This window comes from Gordonia humi (assembly GCF_014197435.1).
In the GTDB taxonomy this organism is placed as follows: domain Bacteria; phylum Actinomycetota; class Actinomycetes; order Mycobacteriales; family Mycobacteriaceae; genus Gordonia; species Gordonia humi.
Map to the genome: position 1 here is coordinate 1,960,603 of NZ_JACIFP010000001.1, position 24,151 is coordinate 1,984,753.

The following is a 24,151-nucleotide window of genomic DNA, read 5'->3' on the forward strand; positions in this document are numbered from 1 at the left end:
GAGAACGGGAGACCTTGACGTGGCCGACGCGACCGCCCTGAGCACCATCTGGGGCACGACCGGATCGACCCTGGACATCGTTGCGGCGGCGGCCGCGATCGCGCCGTCGGCGACCGCGATCGACGGCGCCTCCGGCTCGGTGACGTTCGCGGACTTGAACACCCGGCTGTCGGCGACGGCGGGCGTGCTGGCCGCGCAGGGGCTCGACACCGACGGTGCGGTCACCGCGGGCGTCTCGGCGATCGTCAAGACCCCCGACATGTCGCCGGTCGACGCGATCGTCGCGGCCGCGGGCGCGGTGGCCGCGCTGCGCGCGGCCGCCCAGGCCGTGATCGGGAGCACCGATGTCGGCAGCCTTCCCGGGCTCTTCGCCTCGGCGGCGCACCGGTTCGGCGACCGCGTCGCCGTAGTCGACGGCGAGGGCACGGAACTGACCTACGCCGAGCTCGCCGACCGCTCGGACGCGGTCGCTCGCGCTCTCGTCGATCGCGGCGTGCGTCCGGACACGACCGTGGCGATGGCCGTCGATCGGACCGTCGCGCTGCCCGTCGCAATCCTCGGCATCATGAAGGCGGGCGGCGCGTACGTCCCCCTCGATCTGGCGCACCCGGTGGAGCGGCTGGCGTACGTCGTGGAGAACGCCGGGCCGGTCGGACTCCTCGTCGACGAGTCGATCGGCGACGTCCTCGACGGGCTGCCGCTCGCGGCCTGGCACCTCGACGAACTGATCGACCGGGGCCGTTCCTCCAGGACGTCGTTGTCCGCGATCGATCCGGCGTCGAGCGCCTACGTCATCTACACCTCGGGGTCGACCGGTCGACCCAAGGGGGTGCAGGTGGAGCACCGCAACGTGGTCGCGTTGATGAAGGCCGCGCAGATCCACTACGGGTTCGACGAGAACGACGTGTGGTCGATGTTCCACTCGCACGCCTTCGACGTGTCGGTGTTCGAACTCTGGGGGCCACTGCTGTTCGGCGGGCGGCTCGTGGTCGTCGACCGCGGTGTCGCCCGTGAGCCGGGGCAGCTCGTCGCGCTGGTGGCGCGCGAAGGCGTCACCGTGTTCAGTCAGACGCCGTCGGCCTTCTACCAGTTCGTCGAGGCCCGTGAGCGTGGTCACGAGCCGCTGGCGGTCCGGTATGTGGTGCTCGCCGGCGAAGCGGTCAGCTTCGAGCAGATGCGCCGCTGGTACCGCAGCTTCCCCGACGACCCGGCGGTGGTCGTCAACATGTACGGCATCACCGAGACCACCGTGCACACCACGTTCCGCGCGCTCGACGCGCGTCTGGTGGAGTCGACCGACGCCTCCGACGTGGGTGACGGCCTGCCCGGGCTGACCGTGCACGTCCTGGACGAACGACTGCGCCACACTTCCGACGGCGTGCCCGGCGAGATCTACGTGAGCGGCCGGCAGGTGACCCGCGGGTACCAGAACCGATCGGATCTGACGGCGACGCGGTTCCTCGCCGATCCGTTCGCCGCGGACGGCACCCGCATGTACCGCAGCGGCGATATGGCGATCCGGCGCGGTGACACCGTCGAATACCTGGGCCGTAGCGACGGCCAGGTGCAGTTGCGCGGCTACCGCGTGGAGATGGGCGAGGTCGAAGCGGGCCTCCTGCGCTGCGACGACGTGTCCGGTGCCGCCGCCCAGGTCATGACCGGTCCGACCGGCGACGACCTCCTCGTCGGATACGTGGTGCCCACCGATCCCGCGGCGGGACCGATCGACCCCGCCGATCTGCGTCGTCGCACCGGTGCGCACGTGCCCGGCTACATGGTTCCCGACGTGATCGTCGAACTCGACCGGCTGCCGCTGACCGTCAACGGCAAACTCGACCGCCGTGCGCTGCCCGCACCGGAGTTCGGCACGGCCGAGCATGTGGCACCCGAGGGTGAGACCGAGACCGCGATCGCCGCGGAGTTCGCGGCCGTCCTCGGCGTGGACGATCCGAGCGTCACCGACAGCTTCTTCGATCTCGGCGGCAACTCGCTGGCCGCCGCGCGCATCGTCGGTCGCGTCGGGGAACTCCTCGACGTCGACCTGTCGGTGCGCGACCTGTTCGATGCGCCGACCGTGCGTGAACTCGCGGCCGCCGTCGCCGGCCGGGCGCCCGCGCTCCCGCCGATCACGCCGGTGAGCCCGCGTCCCGGGGAGATCCCGCTCTCGCTCGCGCAGCAGCGCATGTGGTTCATCAACCGATTCGAATCGGGTCGAGCAGAGCGAGAGGGTTCGGCCGCTGCCGCCACCTACAACATTCCGGCGGTTCTGCGCATGACCGGTCCGCTCGACGCCGACGCGCTGCGCACCGCGCTCGTCGACGTCGTGGAACGGTACGAGGTGCTGCGCACCCGGTTCCCCGACACCGACGGCACGCCGCGGCAGGAGATCGCGGCAGCGACCGAGGTGGCGGCCGGTCTCGACTTCGCGGCGGACTGGTCGAGCGGAGTCGAGACCGCCGTCACCGCGGGCTTCGACCTCGCGACGCAGTGGCCGATCCGTGCTCGCCTGATCGAAACCGGCCCCGACGATCACCTGTTCGTCCTCGTCGTGCATCACATCGCGGCCGACGGCGAATCGCTCGGTCCGTTGGTCGCTGATCTCCTCGCCGCGTTCGCGGCTCGGTCGGCCGGGCAGGCCCCGGCGTTCGAGCCGCTGCCGGTGCAGTTCGCCGATGTCGCGCTGTGGCAGCGCGACGTCCTCGGCGCCGTCGACGATCCGTCGTCGGTCCTCGGCGGCCAGCTCGACTACTGGCGCCGGCAGCTCGCGGGCACCCCCGATGTGCTCGAACTGCCGACCGATCGTCCGCGCCCGGCCGCGGCCTCCTACCGCGGTGCCGAACTCGAGTTCACGATCCCTGAACGTGTCGCCTCCCGCGTCGAGGCGGTCGCCACCGCACACGGAGCCACCGGGTTCATGGTGGTGCACGCCGCCGTCGCCGTGCTGCTCGCACGGCTGTCCGGCGGGGACGACGTCGCCGTGTCGACGCCGGTCGCCGGCCGCGGTCAGGCGGTCCTCGACCGTCAGGTCGGCATGTTCGTCAACACGCTGGTCCTGCGCACCGGCATCGACCCGGCGATGTCGTTCGCCGATCTCGTCGACGCCGTGAAAGACGTCGATCTCGATGCCTTCGCGAATCTCGACGTGCCGTTCGAGGCCGTCGTCGACGCCGTCGATCCGGTGCGCAGCGAGGCGTTCGCGCCCCTCGCACAAGTGATGCTCTCGTTCGATCCGGCGGCCTCACTCGACGTCGCAGACCGACTCACCGTCGGCGACGTCGAGATCTCGCGACTGGACTCCCCGTCGATTCCGGCGCAGGTCGATCTGACGATCGTCGTCTCCACGGCAGTCTCCGAGACGGGGGACTGGTCGGGTTCGGTCACCTACGCCACCGACCTGTTCGACGCCGGCAGCGTCCGGACGCTCATGGACACCCTGGTGTCGCTGCTCGACGCGCTGACCGTGACGCCGACCGCCGCCGTCGGCGACGTCGGCCTCCTCACGCAGGAGCGGCTCGCGCTCGTCGGCGGATTCGCCCGCGGACCCGTCGTCGACGTGCCCGCGACGACGCTGGCCGCTCAGGTCGCGGACGCCGTCGTGACGCACGGCGACGCGCCCGCGCTCGTGTTCGAGGGGCGAAGTGTGTCGTTCACCGAGTTCGGTGCGCGCGTGAACACTCTGGCTCGCGAGCTGATCGCGGCCGGCGTCGGACCGGACACGGCGGTCGCGGTCGCCGTGCCGCGGTCGATCGAGATGATGGTCGCGGTCCACGCGGTCGTCGCCGCGGGCGGACAGTACGTCCCCGTCGACTCGGACCTGCCCGACGATCGCATCGAGTACATGCTCACCACCGCGGGCGCGGCGATCGTGCTCGTCGCCGACCGCGAGGCGGTGCCCGCCGGTGACACCCGCGCGCTGGTGGTCGACGCCTCGACGCCCGTCGACGGCTCGGTCGCCCCGATCACCGATACGGTCCGACTCCGGCCGCTCGCCGCAGATGACGCCGCGTACACGTTGTTCACGTCTGGTTCCACCGGCCGTCCGAAGGGCGTGACGGTGAGCCATCGCGCGGTGGTGAATCGTCTCGCGTGGATGGATGCGGACCATCCGATCTCGGCGGCCGACCGGGTGCTGCAGAAGACGCCGATCACCTTCGACGTATCGGTGTGGGAGCTGTTCTGGCCGGTCATCGCCGGTGTGCCGCTGGTGATCGCCGCACCCGGCCGGCACGGTGACGCTCACTACCTGGCCGATGTGATCGCCGCCGAGGAGGTGTCGGTGCTGCACTTCGTGCCGTCGATGCTCTCGGCGTTCACCGACGTCCTCGGGGCACGAGTAGCTGATCTGTCGTCCGTGCGGACCGTGTTCACCTCCGGTGAGGCGTTGACGCCCGCGGTGGCCGACTCACTGCTGGCCCGACTACCCGGAATCGGCCTGCACAACCTGTACGGTCCGACAGAGGCAGCCGTCGACGTCACCGCGCACACGGTCGCGCGAGGTGAGACGGTGATCCCCATCGGTGCTCCGGTGGCGAACACCTCGACCGTCGTCCTCGACGCACGGCTGCGCCCGGTGGACGTCGGTGTGCCCGGTGAGCTGTACCTGGGCGGCGTTCAGCTGGCTCGCGGGTACGCCTCGAGGTCGGATCTGACGGCGGAGCGGTTCGTCGCCGATCCGTTCGGCGACGGCGCCCGGCTGTACCGGACGGGCGATCTGGTCCGGTGGAATCGTGACGGTGAGCTGGAGTACTTGGGCCGCACCGACTTCCAGGTGAAGCTGCGCGGTCAACGCTTGGAGCTCGGTGAGGTCGAAGCGGCGATCGCCGGGGCACCCGGTGTGGTGCATGCTGCGGCCGACGTCGTCGAAGTCGTGGGCGGGCAGCAGTTGGTGGGCTATTTCGCGCCGGCGTCGGTGAGCGTCGATACGGTGGCTGCGGTGGTGGCCGAGCGGTTGCCGGAGTACATGCGGCCGACGGCGTGGGTGCCGGTCGAGGAGATGGTGTTGACCGTCTCGGGCAAGGTCGACCGCAAGGCGTTGCCGTCGGTGGACTCCGTTCGAGGAACGGTCGGCGAGTACGTCGCGCCGTCGGGGGAGATCGAGCAGACGATCGCCGCAGTGTTCGGCGATGTCCTGGGCAGCGACCGGGTGGGCGCCACCGACTCGTTCTTCGCTGCGGGCGGTAACTCGTTGTCGGCGATGCGTCTGGTGGCGCGTCTGTCGGATGCGCTCGGGGTCGAGGCGTCGATTCGTGACGTCTTCGACGCACCCACCGTCCGCGAACTGGCAGCGGCGGTCGCCGACCGTGCGAGGGCACTGCCTCCGGTGACCCGCGTCGAGCCGCGGCCGGACGTCCTGCCGCTCTCGTACTCGCAGCAGCGCATGTGGTTCATCAACCGTGTCGAACCCGAGCTGGCCACGTACAACATTCCGGCGATCTTCGCCCTGTCCGGACGCGTCGACATCGAGGCCCTGCACGCGGCGACCGTCGACGTGCTCGTGCGGCACGAGGTGCTGCGGACCGTGTTCCCCGCGATCGACGGTGTGCCCTACCAGAAGATCCTGCCCGTCGGCGAGGTCGGCGAGCGCCTCGACTGGGCGGTGGTCGATGAGGCCGCGCTGGCCGCCGACCTGCGCCGCGGATTCGACGTCGGCGTCGACCTCCCGCTGCGCGCCCGCCTGACCCACACGGCCGACGGCGGCGCGACGTTCGCCCTCGTGGCCCACCACATCGCTTTCGACGGTCAGTCGTTCGGACCGCTCGCCGCCGATCTCCTCGCCGCGTACACGGCCCGCGCGCAGGGCGCCGAACAGAACTCCGAACCCCTGGCCGTCCAGTTCGCCGACTATGCACTCTGGCAGCGCGAGGTCCTCGGTTCTCCCGAGGACCCCGACTCGGTGCTCGGCCGCCAGCTCGCGTACTGGACCGACGCGCTCGCGGGCGTCCCCGACGTCCTCGATCTGCCCGCCGACCGTCCACGCCCGTCTGTCGCCACACACGACGGCGCGCTCGTGCACTTCGACGTACCCGCCACGATCGGAGCCCGCGTCGACGAGATCGCGGCCCGCCGCGGCGTCACCCGCTTCATGGTGTTGCACGCCGCGCTCGCCGTGCTCCTCGCGCGCCTGTCGGGTACCGATGACGTCGCCGTCGGCACGCCGATCGGCGGCCGGGGCTCCGGCGGCGTCGACGCTCTCGTGGGGATGTTCGTCAACACTCTGGTGCTCCGCACCGGTATCGACCCGGCCCGCAGTTTCGCCGAGGTCCTCGCCGACGTCCGTGAGGCCGACCTCGACGCGTTCGGCCACGCCGACGTGCCGTTCGAGTCCGTCGTCGACGCCGTCGATCCGATCCGCAGCGAGGCGTTCTCCCCGCTGGTGCAGGTGATCCTGTCGGTGGATCCGCTCGGCACCGGAAGTGGAGCCAGCGGGCCGAATGCGCTCGGCACCGGCCTGGACACGGTCTCCGCCGAGGGCATGACGGTGACTCCCGTCGACGTCGCCGAGGCTCCGGCCCAGGTTGATCTGAACCTGACGATCGCGACATCGGCGGCCACGGACTGGTCCGCGATCTGGACCTACGCCACCGACCTGTTCGACGAGGCGACGATCGTCGCGTTCGGCGACCGGTTCGTGCGACTCCTCGACGGACTGCTGGCCGACATCGACCGGCCGGTCGGCGACGTCCCGCTGCTGACGGCCGCCGAGGAGACCGCGGTTCTCGCGGTGTCGTCGGGGCCGGATGCGCACCCGAGCGACGACACGATCGCCGGTCTCGTCGCCGCGCGCGCCGTCGATTCGGCAGACGTACCCGCTCTGGTGTTCGGCGGGCGATCGATGACGTACGCCGAGTTCGGGCTCCGCGTCGCCGATCTCGCCCGCACATTGATCGCCGCGGGGATCGGCCCGACTACCGCGGTCGGCATCGTCGCCGACCGCGGCGCCGCTTTCGTGATCGCCGCCCATGCCGTGATGGCGGCCGGCGCACAGTATGTGCCGATCGATCCGGGTACCCCGCTCGACCGTGTGCAGTACATGGTCTCGACCGCGGGCGTGGGCCCGGTCATCGTGGACGCCGAAGCGGAGCGCCCGAGCGTCGTGACCGATCTCGGCGTCGAGACCGTCATCGCGGTCGACGCCGCCGCCGAGCCGCCTGTCGATGCGCGTCTGCTCGACCCGGCCGAACGCCTCGCGCCGCTGCGTCCGGGCGACGCCGCGTACACGATCTTCACCTCCGGCTCCACCGGCACGCCGAAGGGCGTGACGATCCCGCACAGCGCGGTCGTCAACTTCGTCGCCTGGTTCGACACGCTGATCCCGGACGGGCGTCAGCGCCTGCTGTACAAGACTCCGCACACCTTCGACGCGTCGATCCTGGAACTGTTCTGGCCGCTCGCGACCGGGCACACGATGGTGATCGCCGATGCCGACGGACATCGCGATCCGCACTACCTCGCCGACCTGATGGCCGCGGAGAAGGTCACCGTCGCACAGTTCGTCCCCTCGCTGCTGTCGGCGTTTCTTGAGGTGGTGGACCCCGTCCACCTGCCCGACCTGGCAGTCCTGTTCAGTGGCGGCGAAGCACTGCCTCCCGCCGTGTGGCACCGGTTCACCGCGGCCGTCCCGCAGGCGCCGGTGGTGAACCTGTTCGGTCCCACCGAGGCCGCCGTGTACACGATGGCGAGTGTGCTCGACGCGGTGACCGACGTCGTGCCGATCGGGCGCCCCATGCCGCGGACCTCAGCGATCATCCTGGACTCCCGTCTGCACCCGGTGCCCGACGGCGTCGCGGGCGAGCTGTACCTCGGCGGCGTCCAGTCGGCCCGCGGTTACGCTTCGCGCCCGGATCTGACCGCCGAACGGTTCGTCGCCGACCCGTTCGCGGGAACCGGATCGCGCATGTATCGGACCGGCGACCTCGTCCGTCGCCGCGCCGACGGCAAGCTGGAGTACCTGGGCCGCACCGACTTCCAGGTGAAGCTGCGCGGTCAGCGCATGGAACTGGGCGAAGTGGAGTCCGCGATCGCCGACGCGCCCGGCGTGGTGCACGCCGCCGCGCGCGTCGTCGCGGGCCCGGCAGGCGATCGACTCGTCGGCTACCTCGCACCCGCCACCGTCGATCTCGCTGCGGTGCGCGTCGCCGTCGCCGACCGCCTCGCCGAATACATGCGACCCACCGCGTGGGTGCTGCTCGACGAGATGCCGCTCAACTCGTCCGGCAAGGTCGACCGGCGCGGGTTGCCCGACCCGGAGTTCGCCGAGACCGACGAGTACATCGCTCCCGCGACCGACGACGAGGCCGTCGTCGCCGCCGTGTTCGCCGGACTCCTGGACCTCGACCGGGTGAGCGCGACCACCGGCTTCTTCGACCTCGGCGGCAACTCACTGGCCGCCATGCGCCTGGCCGCCCGCGTCGGCGAGGCGCTGGGCGTCGACGTGTCGGTGCGCGACGTGTTCGACGCACCGAGCGTCCGGGAACTCGCGGCGGTCGTCGCCGGGCGGTCGCCGGCCCTGCCTCCGATCACCGCCGCCGACCCGCGTCCCGACCGGGTCCCGCTCTCGTTCGCGCAGGCGCGCATGTGGTTCATCAACCGTCTCGACGCGGCGTCGGCCGCGTACAACATCCCTGCGGTGCTCAGGCTGACCGGTCCCGTCGACGTCGAGGCCCTGCGCTGCGCCGTCGCCGACGTCGTGATCCGCCACGAGGTGCTGCGCACCGTGTTCGTCGACGACGACGGCGTCCCGTACCAGCGGATCGATCCCGCCGAGCAGGTCGCACAGACACTGGACTTCGAGGTGATCGCCTCGCCGGACGAGCGCGACGCCGAAGCGCTTCTGGAGACCACGATCGCGACCGGCTTCGACCTCGCGACGCGGTGGCCGATCCGCGCCCGACTGATCGCCGTCGCCCCCGACGAGTATGTGTTCGCGATCGTCGTGCACCACATCGCCGCCGACGGTGAGTCGATGGGACCGCTGATCGGCGATCTGGTGACCGCCTACCTCGCGCGGACGTCCGGCCGCGCACCCGACTTCGCGCCGCTGCCCGTCCAGTTCGCCGACGTCGCGATCTGGCAGCATTCGGCGCTCGGCTCCACAGACGATGCCGACTCCCCGGTGGCGCGCCAGCTCGACTTCTGGCGAGACGAGCTCGCGGGCGTTCCCGACGTGATCTCCCTGCCCACCGACCGCCGTCGCCCGGTCACCTCGTCGGGGCGCGCGGCCACCGTCACCACGACCGTCGCACCGGAGATCGTCGCACGCATCGGCGACGTCGCGACCGGCCACGCCGCGACACCGTTCATGGTGCTGCATGCGGGTCTGGCAGCTCTCCTCGCACGCCTGTCCGGCGGCGACGACATCACCGTCGCGACCCCGGTCGCCGGTCGCGGACTCGAATCGGTCGACAGCCTCGTCGGCATGTTCGTCAACACCCTGATCCTGCGGTCGGCGGTGCACACCGGCATGTCGTTCGACGACCTGGTCGGCCGTGTCCGCGCCGGGGACCTGGCCGCTTTCGCCGCCGGCGACGTCCCGTTCGAAACGGTCGTCGACGCCGTCGATCCCGTGCGCAGCGAGGCGTTCGCGCCACTGGCCCAGGTCATGCTGTCGTTCGATCCCGGTCGTTCGGCGAGCGGATTCACCGTGCCCGCGGGCGACGTGATCGTGGAATCGATCGATCCTCCCGTCCAGGAGACGGCGATGGATCTCGAGTTCATCGTCGTCCCCGACGACGAGGGCGGCTGGTCGGTGAGCGTCGTCTACTCGACCGACCTGTTCGATCGCTCCCGCGCGGAGACCATCGCCGCGGGTCTGATCACTGCCCTCGACCGGCTCACCGCCACCCCGCAGGCGCCGGTGGGGCAGTTCTCGCTCCTGTCCGCCGTAGCCCGCGACGAACTCCTGGCCGCAGGAGTCGGACCCGCGCTCGACGTTCCGGACGAGACCGTCGCCGATTATCTGGCGCGCGGTGCACGCGAACACGCGGACGCCGTCGCGATCACGTTCGGCGACCGCGCCGTGACCTACCGCGAATGGTTCGCCCGCGTCACCGACCTCGCGCACACCTTGATCGGCGCGGGTGTCGGCCCCGACCGGTCGGTCGGGGTGTGCATCGACCGCTCCGTCGAGACGGTCGTGGCGATCCACGCGATCGTCGTCGCCGGTGGACACTACGTGCCGATCGACGTCGACGCCCCCGCCGACCGCGTCGACTACCTCACCGCGACCGCGAACGCGGCCCTCGTGCTGATCGGCCCGGGAGCAGTGCCCGCGGGAGTCGTCGCCGCGGGGGCACGCACCCTCACCGTCGACACCTCCGGTCCCGTCCCCGCACCGACGCCGATCGACGACGCCGCGCGCCGCGGCCCGCTGCGTACGGACGCCGCCGTCTACACGCTGTTCACCTCCGGCTCCACCGGCCGGCCCAAGGGCGTCACCGTGACCCATCGGGCGTTCCGCAGCCACCTGGAGAAGACGGCCGCACTGTACGACGAGCTACAGGTCCGCACCGCGTTGTTCAAGACCACCTACACGTTCGACGCGTCCGTGTGGGAGCTGTTCTGGTCGTTCGGCGTCGGCGGCCGACTCGTCATCGCCCGCCCGGGCGGACACCGGGACATCGGCTACCTCCTCGACCTGATCGCCGCCGAACGGGTCGAGGCGACCGAGATGGTGCCCGCCGTCCTCGCCGCGGTCGCCGACCAGGGGCCCACCGTCGTCCGTGACCGATGCGCATCGCTGCGGCTGCTGATCACCGGCGGCGAGGCACTCACTCCGAGCCTGGCCGGGCAGATCACCGACCTGCTACCGTCGGTCGCCTTCTACAACCAGTACGGCCCCACCGAGGCCACCAACTATGTCGTCGATCACCGCGTGCTCGACGGCACGCCGCCCCCGATCGGGCGGCCCATCGAGAACACAGTGGTCCGCGTCCTCGACGACCGCCTGGGGGTGGTCCCGACCGGTGTGGTCGGCGAGCTGTACCTCGGCGGCGTTCAACTGGCTCGCGGCTACACGTCGCGGCCGGACCTCACCGCCGAACGCTTCGTCGCAGATCCCTGCGGGGAGCCCGGTGCACGCCTGTACCGCACCGGCGACCTCGTCCGCTGGAACGACGACGGCAGCCTGGACTACCTGGGACGTTCGGACTTCCAGGTGAAGCTCAGCGGTCAGCGACTGGAACTCGGCGAGGTCGAGACGGCGATCGCCGCCGCCGACGGAGTCGCCGAGGCCGCCGCCGCGGTGATCGACACCCCGGCCGGAGCACACCTCGTCGGCTACGTCGCTCCCGCGACGGTCGACACCGACGCCGTCGCCGCGGTGCTCGCCGAGCGACTGCCCGCATTCATGTGTCCCACCGCGTGGGTCGCGCTCGACGTCTTGCCGTTGACCGGAGCCGGCAAGGTGGACCGGCGCGCACTCCCGGTCCCGGAGTTCTCCGAAGAGCAGTTCGTCGAACCAGACACCGACGACGAGCGGACCGTCGCCGCGGCGTTCGCCGAGGTCCTCGGTCTGGAGCGGATGTCAGCCACCGCGTCGTTCTTCGACGTCGGCGGCAACTCGCTCTCGGCGATGCGCGCCGTGGCGCGAGTCGCCGAGGCCGTCGGTGTCGACGTGTCGATTCGTGACGTCTTCGACGAGCCGACCGTCCGCGGTCTGGCCGCCCGTCTCGCCGGCCGCGGCGCCGCACTGCCGCCGGTCGCCCCGGCCGATCCGCGTCCGGAGCGGATCCCGCTGTCTCTGCAGCAGGCACGCATGTGGTTCCTCAACCGGCTCGACGAGCAGTCCCCCGCCTACAACATTCCGTCCGTGCTGAAGATCAAGGGTTCGCTCGACGTCGAGGCGCTGCAGGCCGCGCTCTACGACGTCGTGTCCCGCCACGAGGTGCTGCGGACGACGTTCCCGGACGAGTCTGGGGTACCGCATCAGCGGGTGCACACGATCGACGAGATCGCCCACCGACTCGACTTCCGAGAGACGACTCTGGACGAGTTGTTCGAATCGGTCATCACCGGCTTCTCGCTCGCGGCGCAGTGGCCGATCCGGATCCGTCTGCACACGGCGGCGCCGGGCGAGCACGTCATCGCGATAGTCATGCATCACATCGCCTCCGACGGCGAGTCTGTGGCCCCGTTCGTCACCGATCTCATCGCGGCGTACACCGCCCGAGTCGCCGGACAGGTTGCGCCGCTGCCCCCGCTGCCAGTGCAGTTCGCCGACTACGCGATCTGGCAGCACGACGTCTTCGGCTCGGTCGACGATCCGTCGTCGATCCTGTCCGACCAGCTCGGATACTGGAAGACACAGCTAGCCGGACTGCCAGACGTGCTCGACCTCCCGACTGATCGTCCGCGTCCGCTCATCGCATCGGGGCGTGGCGTGCGGGTTCCGTTCACGATCCCGGGGACCATCGCCGCGCGGGTCCGTGCGATCGCGGCCGAGCACGACGTCACGGAGTTCATGGTCGTCCATGCGGCGCTCGCGGTGACAGCGGCTCGGCTCTCGGCAACCGGCGACATCGCGGTCGGCACTCCGGTGTCCGGGCGCGGGCACCAGACGTTAGACCCGGTCGTCGGCATGTTCGTCAACACGTTGGTTCTGCGATTGCGCGTATCGTCGAGCATGTCGTTGAGCGAACTGCTCGAGGACACTCGGCGCACCGACGTCGACGCTTTCGCCAACGCGGATGTCCCGTTCGAAGCCGTTGTCGAAGCCGTCGACCCGGTCCGCTCCCAGGCTTTCGCGCCGCTCGCGCAGCTGATGTTCGTCTCCGAGTCGACGACGACAGATGTGTGTGTCGATCCGGCGTCAACGGGCGGAGTGTCGTTCGAACCCGTGGCGAGTGCCGAGGTGCCCGCGCAGCGAGATCTGACGGTCAATGTGGCATTCGGCGACGGTGACTGGTCCTGCTCCGTCGTGGCCGCCGCTGATCTCTACGATGCGGCTTCGGTCGAGACGTTCGCAGCACGTCTGGTCCGCGTCCTCGACGGACTCACCGCCGACCCGCGATCGGCGGTCGGCGACGTCGATCTGTCCGCGCCGACCGATCGCGCACTTCTCGAATCGTTGCCCGCGCCGGTCGTCGAGACCGCCAATGCGGGACGGACGCTGGTGGACTTGTTCGAGGACACCGTCGCCGACCACTCCGCGCGCACCGCGGTGACCGCTCGGGGGAGGAGTCTGTCGTATGCGGATCTCGCTGCTCGTGTCGACGGCATCGCCTGCGTGCTGGTCGATCGTGGAGTCGGACCCGGCGATCTCGTAGGTATTGCCACCGCGCGCTCGACCGACCTGACCGCCGCGATTCTCGCGGTGCTGAAGACTGGCGCCGCGTACCTGCCTCTCGATCTCGGGAACCCAGTGCAACGCCTGGCGTTCATCGTCGGAGACGCCGATGTCGCAGCGGTGCTGACCGATGCGGAGTCCGGTTCCCATCAACTCTTCGCGCACCTCCCACTGCACACGGCCGTGATCGACGTCGACACGATCAGCGACTCCGCAGGTGACGTCGTGCGGGTGCAGACGCCTGCCGACGCTCCCGCGTACGTGATCTACACGTCGGGCTCCACGGGACGGCCGAAGGGCGTCCAGGTGACGCATCGTGACGTCGTGACGTTGCTGGACACCGCGTCCGGCGACTTCGAGTTCGCGCCGACGGATGTGTGGACGATGTTCCACTCCTACGCCTTCGACTTCTCCGTATGGGAGCTGTGGGGACCGCTGTCCACGGGAGCTCGGCTGGTAATCGTCGATCGTGATCTCGCTCGCGATCCGGCAGCGTTCGCAGCGCTCCTCGTGGCGGAGGGTGTCACCGTTCTCAACCAGACGCCGTCAGCGTTCTACCAGCTCGTAGATGCTCGTCGGCGAGACCGCCGCGCGACGGCTCTGCGGTACGTCGTGTTCGGCGGTGAGGCGTTGAACTTTGACCAGGTGCGTCGCTGGTTCGCTGAGAACCCCGCAGAAGATGCGTGCCTGGTCAACATGTACGGCATCACCGAGACGACAGTTCACGTCAGCTTCCGCGAGATCGCACGCGACGCCGACGGTGAGTCGGCTGCGTCGTTCATCGGGCGGCCGTTGTCCTCATTGGCGATTCACATCTTGGATGATCGACTGCGTCCGGTCCCGGACGGGGTGCCGGGCGAGATGTACGTGGCGGGAGGCCAACTTGCGAGCGGCTACCTGTCGCGACCGGGGCTGACGTCGACGCGCTTCGTCGCGAACCCGTTCGATGCGGCCGGCTCTCGCCTGTACCGGACCGGTGACCTCGCCCGGCGTATCGGCACGGACATCGAGTACCTCGGGCGGGGCGATGCACAGGTCCAGCTGCGCGGCTTCCGGATCGAGTTCGGTGAGATCGAAGACGCGCTGACCCGAGCGTGCCCTCGGGCGTCCGCGGCGGCCGTGCGCGTCGTCGTCGACGAGGCCCGCGGCGAGCAACTCGTCGGGTACCTCGTCGTCGACAGCGCGGCCGAGCTGGACGTCGCGGCGATTCGCGCGGCGACCGGCCTTCTGGTCCCGGGATACATGGTCCCGGATACGATCGTCGCCGTCGGTGCGTTGCCGCTGACCGCGAACGGCAAACTCGACCGCGATGCACTCCCGGTTCCGGAGCCCGCGGCTGGGCACGGCGAGTACGTCGCACCGGAGTCGCCGATAGAGGAGGCGATCGCCTCCGTCTACGCCGGTGTCCTCGGTGTCGATCGCGTCGGAGTCACCGACGAATTCTTCGACCTGGGAGGCAACTCTCTGTCTGCGGCGCGACTCGCTGCGCTCGTGTCCGAGGCGATCGACCGTGCAGTGTCCGTCCGCGATGTGTTCGACGCTCCGACGGTTCGAGACCTGGCCGCGACGGTCGGCGATCGATCTGCCGCGCTTCCACCGGTCACCCGCATCGATCCGCGTCCGGTCCCGATCCCGACATCGCGGGCTCAACGCCGCATGTGGTTCCTCAACCAGTTCGACCCCGCTTCTGGCGCGTACAACATCCCGACTGCGTTGACTCTGACCGGCGACGTCGATGAGGATCTACTCGCTGACGCGGCCCGTGACGTCGTGGCGCGCCACGAGGTCCTGCGCACGATCTACCCCTCCGTCGACGCGCTGCCTGTGCAAGAGATCCTGCCCGCTGCGGCCGCGCGCGCCATGCTCGACTGGTCGGTTGTCCCGACGCTCGACGCGCTCGTCGCCTCGACGACCGCGGGCTTCGACGTGGCCAAGCAGCTCCCGATCCGCGGCCGCGTCCACCGCGACGACACCGGTCTGCATCTGGCCGTCACCGTCCACCACATCGCGATGGACGGTGAATCGGTCGAGGTCCTTCTGCGGGACCTGCTCGCGGCCTATGCCGCCCGCAGGGGCACGGCGCCGGCGTCGACGGCCCCGCCCGTCCAATACGCCGACTACGCGATCTGGCAGCAGCAGATCATCGGCGACGCCGCGGATCCGGGCAGCGTCGCTCACTCTCAGCTCGACTACTGGCGGGACGCCCTCGCCGGACTGCCCGCGGTCACCGACCTGCCGTCCGACCGCCCGCGCCCGGCGCAGCCGACTGCGACCGGCGGCCTGATCCGCGTCGACCTCGACGAGACGATCGCCGCCGGCGTCGACGACCTCGCACGCAGGCATGGCATGTCGGCGTTCATGGTCACGCACACCGCGTTCGCAGCGACCGTCGCTCGGCTGGCCGCCACCTCTGACGTCGTCGTCGCCACGCCCGTCGCCGGCCGCGTCGGCCCCGAGGTCGATGATCTGATCGGCATGTTCGTCAATACGCTGCTGCTGCGCACGCCGGTGCCGTCGAGCCGACGCGCCGCTGACCTGCTCGACGACGTCCGTGCCGCCGACCTGGACGCGTTCGCCAACGATCAGGTGCAGTTCGACGACCTCATCGATGAGTTCGCGCCGGACCGGCCGACGTCGTACCAGCCGCTCGCCCAGATCTCTTTCACGTACACCGACGGCACTGTCGGACAGGAGGCGTTCGAAGCAGCCGGCGTGCAGGCGCGTGCTCTCACCTCCGACGAGGTCGAGGCTAAGTTCGATCTGACGACCGTCGTGAGCGCCGCCACAGCGGCCGCACCGATGAGCGTCGAGTTCATCTACGCCGCTGACCTGTTCGACGAGTCCACCGTGCAGCGGTTCGCCGCCGTGTACCGCCGCGTCCTGACCGCGATGATCGACGACGAGACCGTCGTCGTCGGCGACATCGACATCGTCGAGCACGGGGAGACCGGCTCCGCGTCGCGGGTCGCGCGCACCCCGAGTGCCCTGGTCGGCACCGGAGGCACCGTCGAGGAGGGCACGATGATCGACCTGCTCGCCCAACGCGATCTCGACCTCGATCATCCCGCCCTGATCTGCGACGGCGACGAACTCGACTACGCCGAGTTCGAGGAACGCACCAACGCGATCGCACGCGCCCTGCTGGCGCGCGGGGTCACACCCGAGGACGTCGTCGCCGTCGGCATGGAACGGTCCATCGGATCGGTGCTGGCCACTTGGGGCGTCATCAAGTCCGGCGCCGCCTACGTCCCGATCGACCCGGCGTACCCGGACGACCGCATCGCGTACATGGTCGACGACTCCGCCGTGTCCCTGGGCATCACGGCACCGAGCGTCCGCGATCGGTTCGGCCGTTCGCGGTGCGAGTGGATCGAGTTGGACGAGTTGGAGGCCGAAGCCGAGTCGGGTGACGACATCGCCGACGACGAACGCAACGGCTCGGTGCGCCTGAGCAACCTCGCCTACCTGATCTACACGTCCGGCTCCACCGGACGCCCGAAAGCCGTGGGCGTCAGCCACACCGGTCTCGCCGACTTCGTGTCGTCGCTGGCCAAGATCACCGCCGGACCGCCGGAGGACGAGCCCGACACCCGCATCCTGCATGTCGCGTCGCCGAGTTTCGACGCGTCGATGTTCGAGATGGCATGGGCGATCCCGGCCGGTCACACTCTCGTGATCGCTCCGCACACCGATTTCGCGGGGGACGCCCTCGCGACGGTCCTCGAGCGCGACGAGGTGACCGACATGATCATCACCCCGTCGGTGCTGGCCACCGTCGACCCGGACCGCGCGGAGTTCGTGCGCAACCTGGCGACCGGCGGCGAGGCGTGCCCACCCGAACTGGTCGAACGCTGGTCGCAGCGCGGCCGCCGCATCTTCAACTGCTACGGACCCACCGAAGCCACCGTGTGGGCGACCCGCTCACGCCTGCAGGCCGGCAAGCCCGTCACCATCGGCAAGGGCGTCGACGGTTTCACGACCCGCGTCCTCGACGCACGCCTGCACGAGGTCCCCACGGGCGTGGTGGGTGAGCTGTACCTGTCGACCGAAGGTCTGGCCCGCGGTTACCTCGGCCGCCCGGACCTGACCGCGACGGCGTTCGTAGCCGATCCACACGGCGAACCCGGCGCGCGCATGTACGCCACCGGAGACCTCGTCCGCATCGGCAAGTCGGGCAACCTCGAATTCGCCGGCCGTGCCGACCACCAGGTCAAGATCAACGGTCAGCGCGTCGAGCTCGGCGAGATCGAAGCGGTTCTCGACGATCAGCCCGGCGTCGCGCAGTCGGTGGTCGTGGGCGTCGACTCCACGCGCGGGAACCGTAAGCACACCGAGGTCGTGGCGTACCTGGTCGCCAAGCCGGGGGAGAGCGTCGACTCCGAGGCGGTGCTCGCCGACGCCGCGCAACGGCTGGCCGCACACATGGTGCCGTCGCAGGCCATCGTCATCGACGAGATCCCGCTGACCCCGGCGGGCAAACTGGACCGGACCGCGCTGCCCACGCCCCACGAGCCGACCGAGTCCGAGTACGTGGCCCCGGAGACCACGGAGGAGCAGACGCTCGCCCGGATCGTCGCCGGGCTGCTCGGCGAGGAGCGGGTGAGCGTCACCGAGTCGTTCTTCGCACTCGGCGGCGACTCCATCATGTCCATCCAGCTGTCGTCCGCGGCGAAGGCCGCCGGGCTGCATCTGTCCCCGCGGGAGATCTTCGAACTCAAGACCGTCCGCGCGATGGTCGACGCGGCGGGTACCGGCGAAGCGCCTGATCTGCTCGCCGAGCTGCCAGGCGGCGGCGACGGCGAGATGCCGTTGCCGCCGATCGTGTCGTGGATGATCGAGCACTCTCGACATCCGTCGGATTACGCTGACTTCTCCCAACCGCTCGTCTTCGCCGTGCCGCGCGAGGCGACGGTCGCCGACCTGCAGGCGGTGATCGACGCAGTCGCCGCGAACCACCCGATGCTGCGGGCCCGACTGGCCCGGTCCCTCACCGCGGGCGTCGGCACCGTCGCGCCCGTCACCGAGATCGTCACGAGCGGCGACCTCGACGACGAGGTGATCGTCGACGCGCACCGGCGGCTGCTCTCCGACCTCGATCCAGAAGCCGGATCGCTCGTCGGCGCCGCCGTCGTGACCGGCACTGACCGTCGACGACTGATCCTGGCGATCCACCACCTCGGTGTGGACGGCGTATCGTGGCCGATCCTCGTCGAGGACCTCCTCACCGCGTGGTCGCAGCACCGCGCCGGGAAGCCGATCGCGCTGCGACCGGAGGAGACATCGGCGAGGCGCATCGCGCATCTGCTGGCCGATCAGGTCGAGGAGCGGGCCGCCGAGCGTCGCTACTGGCTGGCGCAGGCCCCGGAGCGTCCCACGTCGTTCGGTCCTGAGACGCAGCGCGCCGACCGGCGGTGGCGTGACCAACGGACCCTGCGCGTCGCGGTGCCCGCGGACGTCACCGACGCGGTGCTGACCGCGGTCCCCGCCGCCTTCGGCGGCACTGTCGACGATGTCCTACTCGGTGCGCTGGCACGCGCCGTCCGTGCGTGGCAGCGTACCGAGGACATCGACGACGACGGCCCGATCACCGCGGCCACCGAGACCCACGGGCGCGACGAGGCGCTCGCAGGCGTCGACCGGATCGATCTCGCGCGCACCGTCGGATGGTTCACCGCCATCACGCCGATCGCCGTCGACGCGTCGACCGATCTGGTGCACGCGATCAAATCGGCGAAGGACGCCCGCGCGGCACGTCCCGCGGGCGGCGTCGGATTCGGAGTCCTGCGGTACGGCGGCGACGCCGAACTCGCGGCGCGTCCGTTGCCGACCATCATGTACAACTACTTCGGCGCGGGTTCGGCCCCCGCCGACCTCGGCCACGCGGACGAGTTCCTACCCGCCGCCGACGCGCCTTTCCTGCCCCCGACGGTGTCGGGCGCCATGGCGGCGCCGAGCCTGTTCGGGCTGAATGTGGCCGTCGACGCGGACCGGCGCTTCACCGTCGACGTCACGTACGCCGCCGACGTCCTCGACGAGCGGGCCGCGTCGTACATCGTCGCCGCGTGGCAGGCCGAACTGGCCGCCGCGGCCGAACTCGTCGCCGGTGACGCGGAGATCGGGCTCAGCACCGCCGACGTGCCGGGGACGGCGTTGACGCAGGCCGATCTCGACCACCTCGCGCAGGAGCATCCGGGGTCGGACGTCTGGCCGATGACGCCGCTGCAGCACGGTCTGTTCGTCGAAGCGGACCTGGCGGGCAGCGTCGCCGACGGTTCCGGGCTCGACGTGTACGTGACGCAGACCCGCCTGTCGCTGGGCGGCGACGTGGACGCCGACCGTCTCCGCACCGCGTTCGACGAACTCGTGGCCGCTCACCGCGTGCTGCGCTCGGGATTCGTTCGGGTGCCCAGCGGTGCCGTCGTGACCATCGTCCCCGCGACCTCGACGGTCCCGTTCCGGACCGTCGATCTGCGTGCGGGCGGCGGCACTGTCGACGATGTCCTCGCCGCCGAGTCCGCTGAGCCGTTCGACATGGCGCGTCCGCCGCTGATCCGTGCGGTCCTGGTCCGCCACGGCGACGGCGTCGGGAGCGGTGCGAACGGGCCGCGGCAGCCCCGCACGGACCTGATCATCACCAACCACCACCTGCTGGTCGACGGATGGTCCAGTCCGCTCGTCCTCGCCGACCTGGTCAGCCTGTACACGACCGGTGCCACGTTCACCGGATCGCTGCCCGGTGCGGGTGCGGGCCGGGACTTCGCCGACCACGCCCGCGCCGTGGCAGCCGTCGACACGCAGGCGGGTCTCGCCGCTTGGCGACAGGTGCTGGCTCCGGTCACCGAACCGACCTTCGTCGCGCCCGGACACCAGCCGTCGGCCGACGCGCCGCCGCGCGATCATCTGTTCGAGATCGACCGCGACGTCGTCGCCGGTCTCGAAGTCCTCGCGCGGTCGCAGTCGGTGACGATGGCGACCCTCGTGCAGTTCGCGTGGGCCGTGCTCCTGTCCAGGCTGACCGGGGTGCGGACGGTGTCGTTCGCCGAGACCGTATCGGGACGATCCCCGGACATCGAGGGCGTCGAATCGATGATCGGCATGTTCATCAACACGATTCCCGCTGTCGTCGACGTCGATCCGGCCGCGAGCGTCGCCGACGTCCTGGCCGCCGTGCAGCGCGATAAGATCGCCGTCCTCGACTACCAGCAGCTGGGGTTGCCGTCACTGATCGCGCAGACCGGCCTTCCGGCCCTGTTCGACACGCTCGCCGTGTACGAGTCGTACCCGGTGGACATCGATGCGGTGACCGATGTGGACGCATCGGTGGCGGGCGGTCTGCAGGTGACCGATGCCGCCACCGCGGACGCCACGCACTATCCGCTCAATCTGTCGGCGTCGCAGGAGGGCGAGGTCCTCTCGGCGAAGCTCAAGTACCTGCCGACCGCGTTCACGCCGGAGCAGGTCGCGGTGTTCGCGGATGTGCTGACGCAGATCCTGCGCGTCGTGGCCGCCGATCCGACGACGGCCTGCGCCGATCTGCCGCTGTTGACCGACGAGGCGGCCGCGGAACTGACTCCGGTCAGCGGCGGCGAACCGCACGAGCCGCAGTTGTTGCCCGACCTGTTCGCCGACGCCGTGCGCCGCGCCCCGGAGCGGGTCGCCGTGGTCGACGGCGACGGTCGGGCGCTCACCTACGCCGAGCTCGACGAGCGGTCGAACCGGTTGGCTCGCTGGCTGATCGGTCGGGGAGTGGGACCGGAGCGTCCGGTGGCGCTGGCCATCGCGCGTTCGGTGGACCTGCTGACCGCGATCTGGGCCGTCGCAAAGACCGGCGGCGCATACGTGCCCGTCGACCCCGACTATCCGGCCGACCGTGTCGCCGCGATGGTCGAGGACTCCGGTGCGGTGCTCGGACTGGCCGTCGCCGCCTCGGGCGAACTGCCCGCGCGCGGATTCGAGTGGATCGCCCTGGACGAGCCGTCGGTCGCCGACGAGGTCGCCGCGCAGAGCGATGCGTCGGTCACCGCCGCCGATCGTCTCGGCGTGATCGGCGCGTCGAACCTGGCGTACGTGATCTACACGTCCGGTTCCACCGGACGGCCCAAGGGCGTCGCCGTGACCCACTCGGGTCTGGCGAACTTCGCCCGCGAGGAGACCCGGCGCCTCGATGCGCCCGACGGCGCCGTGGTGCTGGGCTTCGCATCGCCGAGCTTCGACGCCTCGGTGCTGGAATACCTGTTGGCGACGGTCACCGCGGGCACTCTCGCGTACCGGCCGTCCGACGCGGTCGGCGGACCGACGTTGGAGCGCTTCGTGGCCTCGGTCGGCGCCACGCACACATTCCTGACGCCGTCGGTGCTGGCGACGATCGACCCGGCCGCGGTGCCGAGCCTGACGTCGATCGCCGCGGGCGGTGAAGCCGTGCCGCAGCAGGTGGTCGACCGCTGGGCGGGTGTCACCGGTCTGCGCAACCTGTACGGACCCACCGAGACCACGATCGGCATCACGATCAGCGTGCCGATGTCGGTCGGCGAACCGGTTCGCCTCGGCGGACCGATCGGCGGCGTCGATCTCATGGTCCTCGACGAGCGGCTGCGCCCGACGCCGATCGGCATGCCCGGTGAACTGTACGTCGCGGGCGGCGCGCTCTCCCGCGGGTACCTCGACCGTCCCGGTCTGACCGCCGAGCGGTTCACCGCGAATCCGCATGCGAGTGCGGGGGAGCGGATGTACCGCACCGGCGACGTCGTCGCGTGGACACCCGACGGTCGCGGCGGCCTCACCCTCGAGTACACCGGCCGGTCGGACGATCAGGTCAAGCTGCGCGGTCTGCGGATCGAGCTCGGCGAGATCGAAGCGGTCCTCGCCGAGCACGACGCCGTCGCATCCGCCGTGGTCGTCGGCGACGGAGGTTCGGTGGCCACCTCCCTGGCCGCGTACGTCGTCCCCTCTCGCGGAGAAGTCGACGTCACTGTGCTGAAGGCGTTCGCCGGGCGACGACTGCCCGCCTACATGGTGCCGTCATCGATCACCGTGCTCGACGAACTGCCGCTGACCCCGGTCGGCAAACTCGACAAGCGGGCGCTGCCTGCACCGCCCGATCCCGGCGTCGACGGCGTGTTCACGGCTCCGGCCGACGGTGCCGAACGGATCGTCGCCGATGTGGTGGCGGCCGTCCTGGACCTCGATCCGGCGCAGGTGTCGGCGACGGCGAACTTCTTCGACTTGGGCGGCGACTCGCTGTCGGCGGCACGGTTGGCGGCGCGGCTGTCCGATCAGACGGGCACGGCGTTCTCGGTGCGCGATGTGTTCGACGCCGACTCGGTGGCCGCACTCGCCCGCCGTGCGACCGACGCGACTGTCCCGGACGCGCTGCCGCCCGTCACCGCGACGACGCCGCGGCCCGAGACGATCCCGCTCTCGTTCGCTCAGCAGCGGATGTGGTTCATCAACCGACTCGACCCCGAGGCCGCCACCTACAACATCCCGATCGCGGTACGTCTCGACGGTCTCCTCGACATAGATGCGCTGCACACCGCCGTGCGGGACGTCGTGACTCGCCACGAGATCCTGCGGACCACGTTCCCCGACGTCGACGGTGAGCCGTCGCAGCTGGTTCACGCGGCCGGTTCGCCGGTCGCCGAACCCGACTGGGCGGTGGTCGTCGACGAGGCCGATCTGCTGGCCGCGTCGAGCGCGGGCTTCGACGTCGCCGTCGCACCGCCGCTGCGGGTGCGTGTGCTGCGTCGATCGGAGGACGAGCATGTTCTGGTCGCGATCGCGCACCACATCGTCGCCGACGGCGAGTCGATGCGGCCGCTCATCGGCGACATCGTAGCCGCGTACCTGTCTCGGCTGTCCGGTGCGGCGCCGACGTTCGCGCCGCTCGAGGTGCAGTTCGCCGACTACGCGCTGTGGCAGCGGTCGGTACTCGGCGACCTTCGGGACCCGACTTCGGTGGTCGGCCGTCAACTCGACTACTGGGCCGAGCGCCTGGCAGGTGCACCCGATGTGCTCGACCTGCCGATGGACCGGCCGCGGCCGACTGTGGCGACGCACACCGGTGCGACGGTCTCGGTCACCGTCGACGGGTCGCTCGGCGACCGTATCGACGTCGTTGCGCGCGAACGCGGTGTCACGCCGTTCATGGTGGTGCACGCCGCGTTGGCGGCCCTGCTGTCTCGGCTGTCCGCATCCGACGACGTCACCGTGGCGACGCCGATCGCCGGTCGCGGACAGGCCGCGATCGAACCGCTGGTCGGCATGTTCGTGAACACGCTGGTTCTACGGACACCGGTGTCGCCGCGGACGACGTTCGTCGATCTCCTGGACGTCGTCCGGGACGCCGATCTGGAGGCGTTCGCGCACGCCGACGTGCCGTTCGAGGCGATCGTCGAACGTGTGCAACCCGTCCGCTCGCAGGCGTTCTCGCCGCTCGCGCAGGTCATGGTGACCGTCGTCGACGCGGCCGCCGTCGGGGACGCGTCGGCCGACGCGGGCTCGTTGACCCTGACCTCGCTGGAGCCGCTCGTCACCCCCGCCCAGTACGACCTGTCGATCACCGTCGTCCCGCACGCGAGCCAGATCCGCGCGATCTACGCCACCGACCTGTTCGACGAGGCCACCGCGCAGCGGCTGGTGCAACGTCTGGCCGATGTCCTCGACCACGTGACGCGGGCGCCGGACGCACCGATCGCGCAGGCTCCGCTGCTCGACGCCGTCGAACGCGCCGCCGTCCTGGCGTGGTCGCGCGGTGAGGACAGACCGCCGTCGTCGACCACCTTGGCGGCCCTGGCCGCGCGAGCACAGCGACGATGACCATCCCGACCCCCGAAGAGGAGAAGCTGAACGTGTCGAGCGAGCAGACGTCAC

At 70.4% G+C, this 24,151-nt stretch carries 1 protein-coding gene; it reads left to right on the top strand.

The features are described 5' to 3' along the window. The first annotated feature begins 19 nt into the window (after window positions 1-19). Window positions 20-24,097, top strand: coding sequence for a non-ribosomal peptide synthase/polyketide synthase (locus BKA16_RS09085; protein ID WP_183370349.1), 24,078 nt, complete (start codon window positions 20-22; stop codon window positions 24,095-24,097). Window positions 24,098-24,151 lie beyond the last annotated feature (54 nt).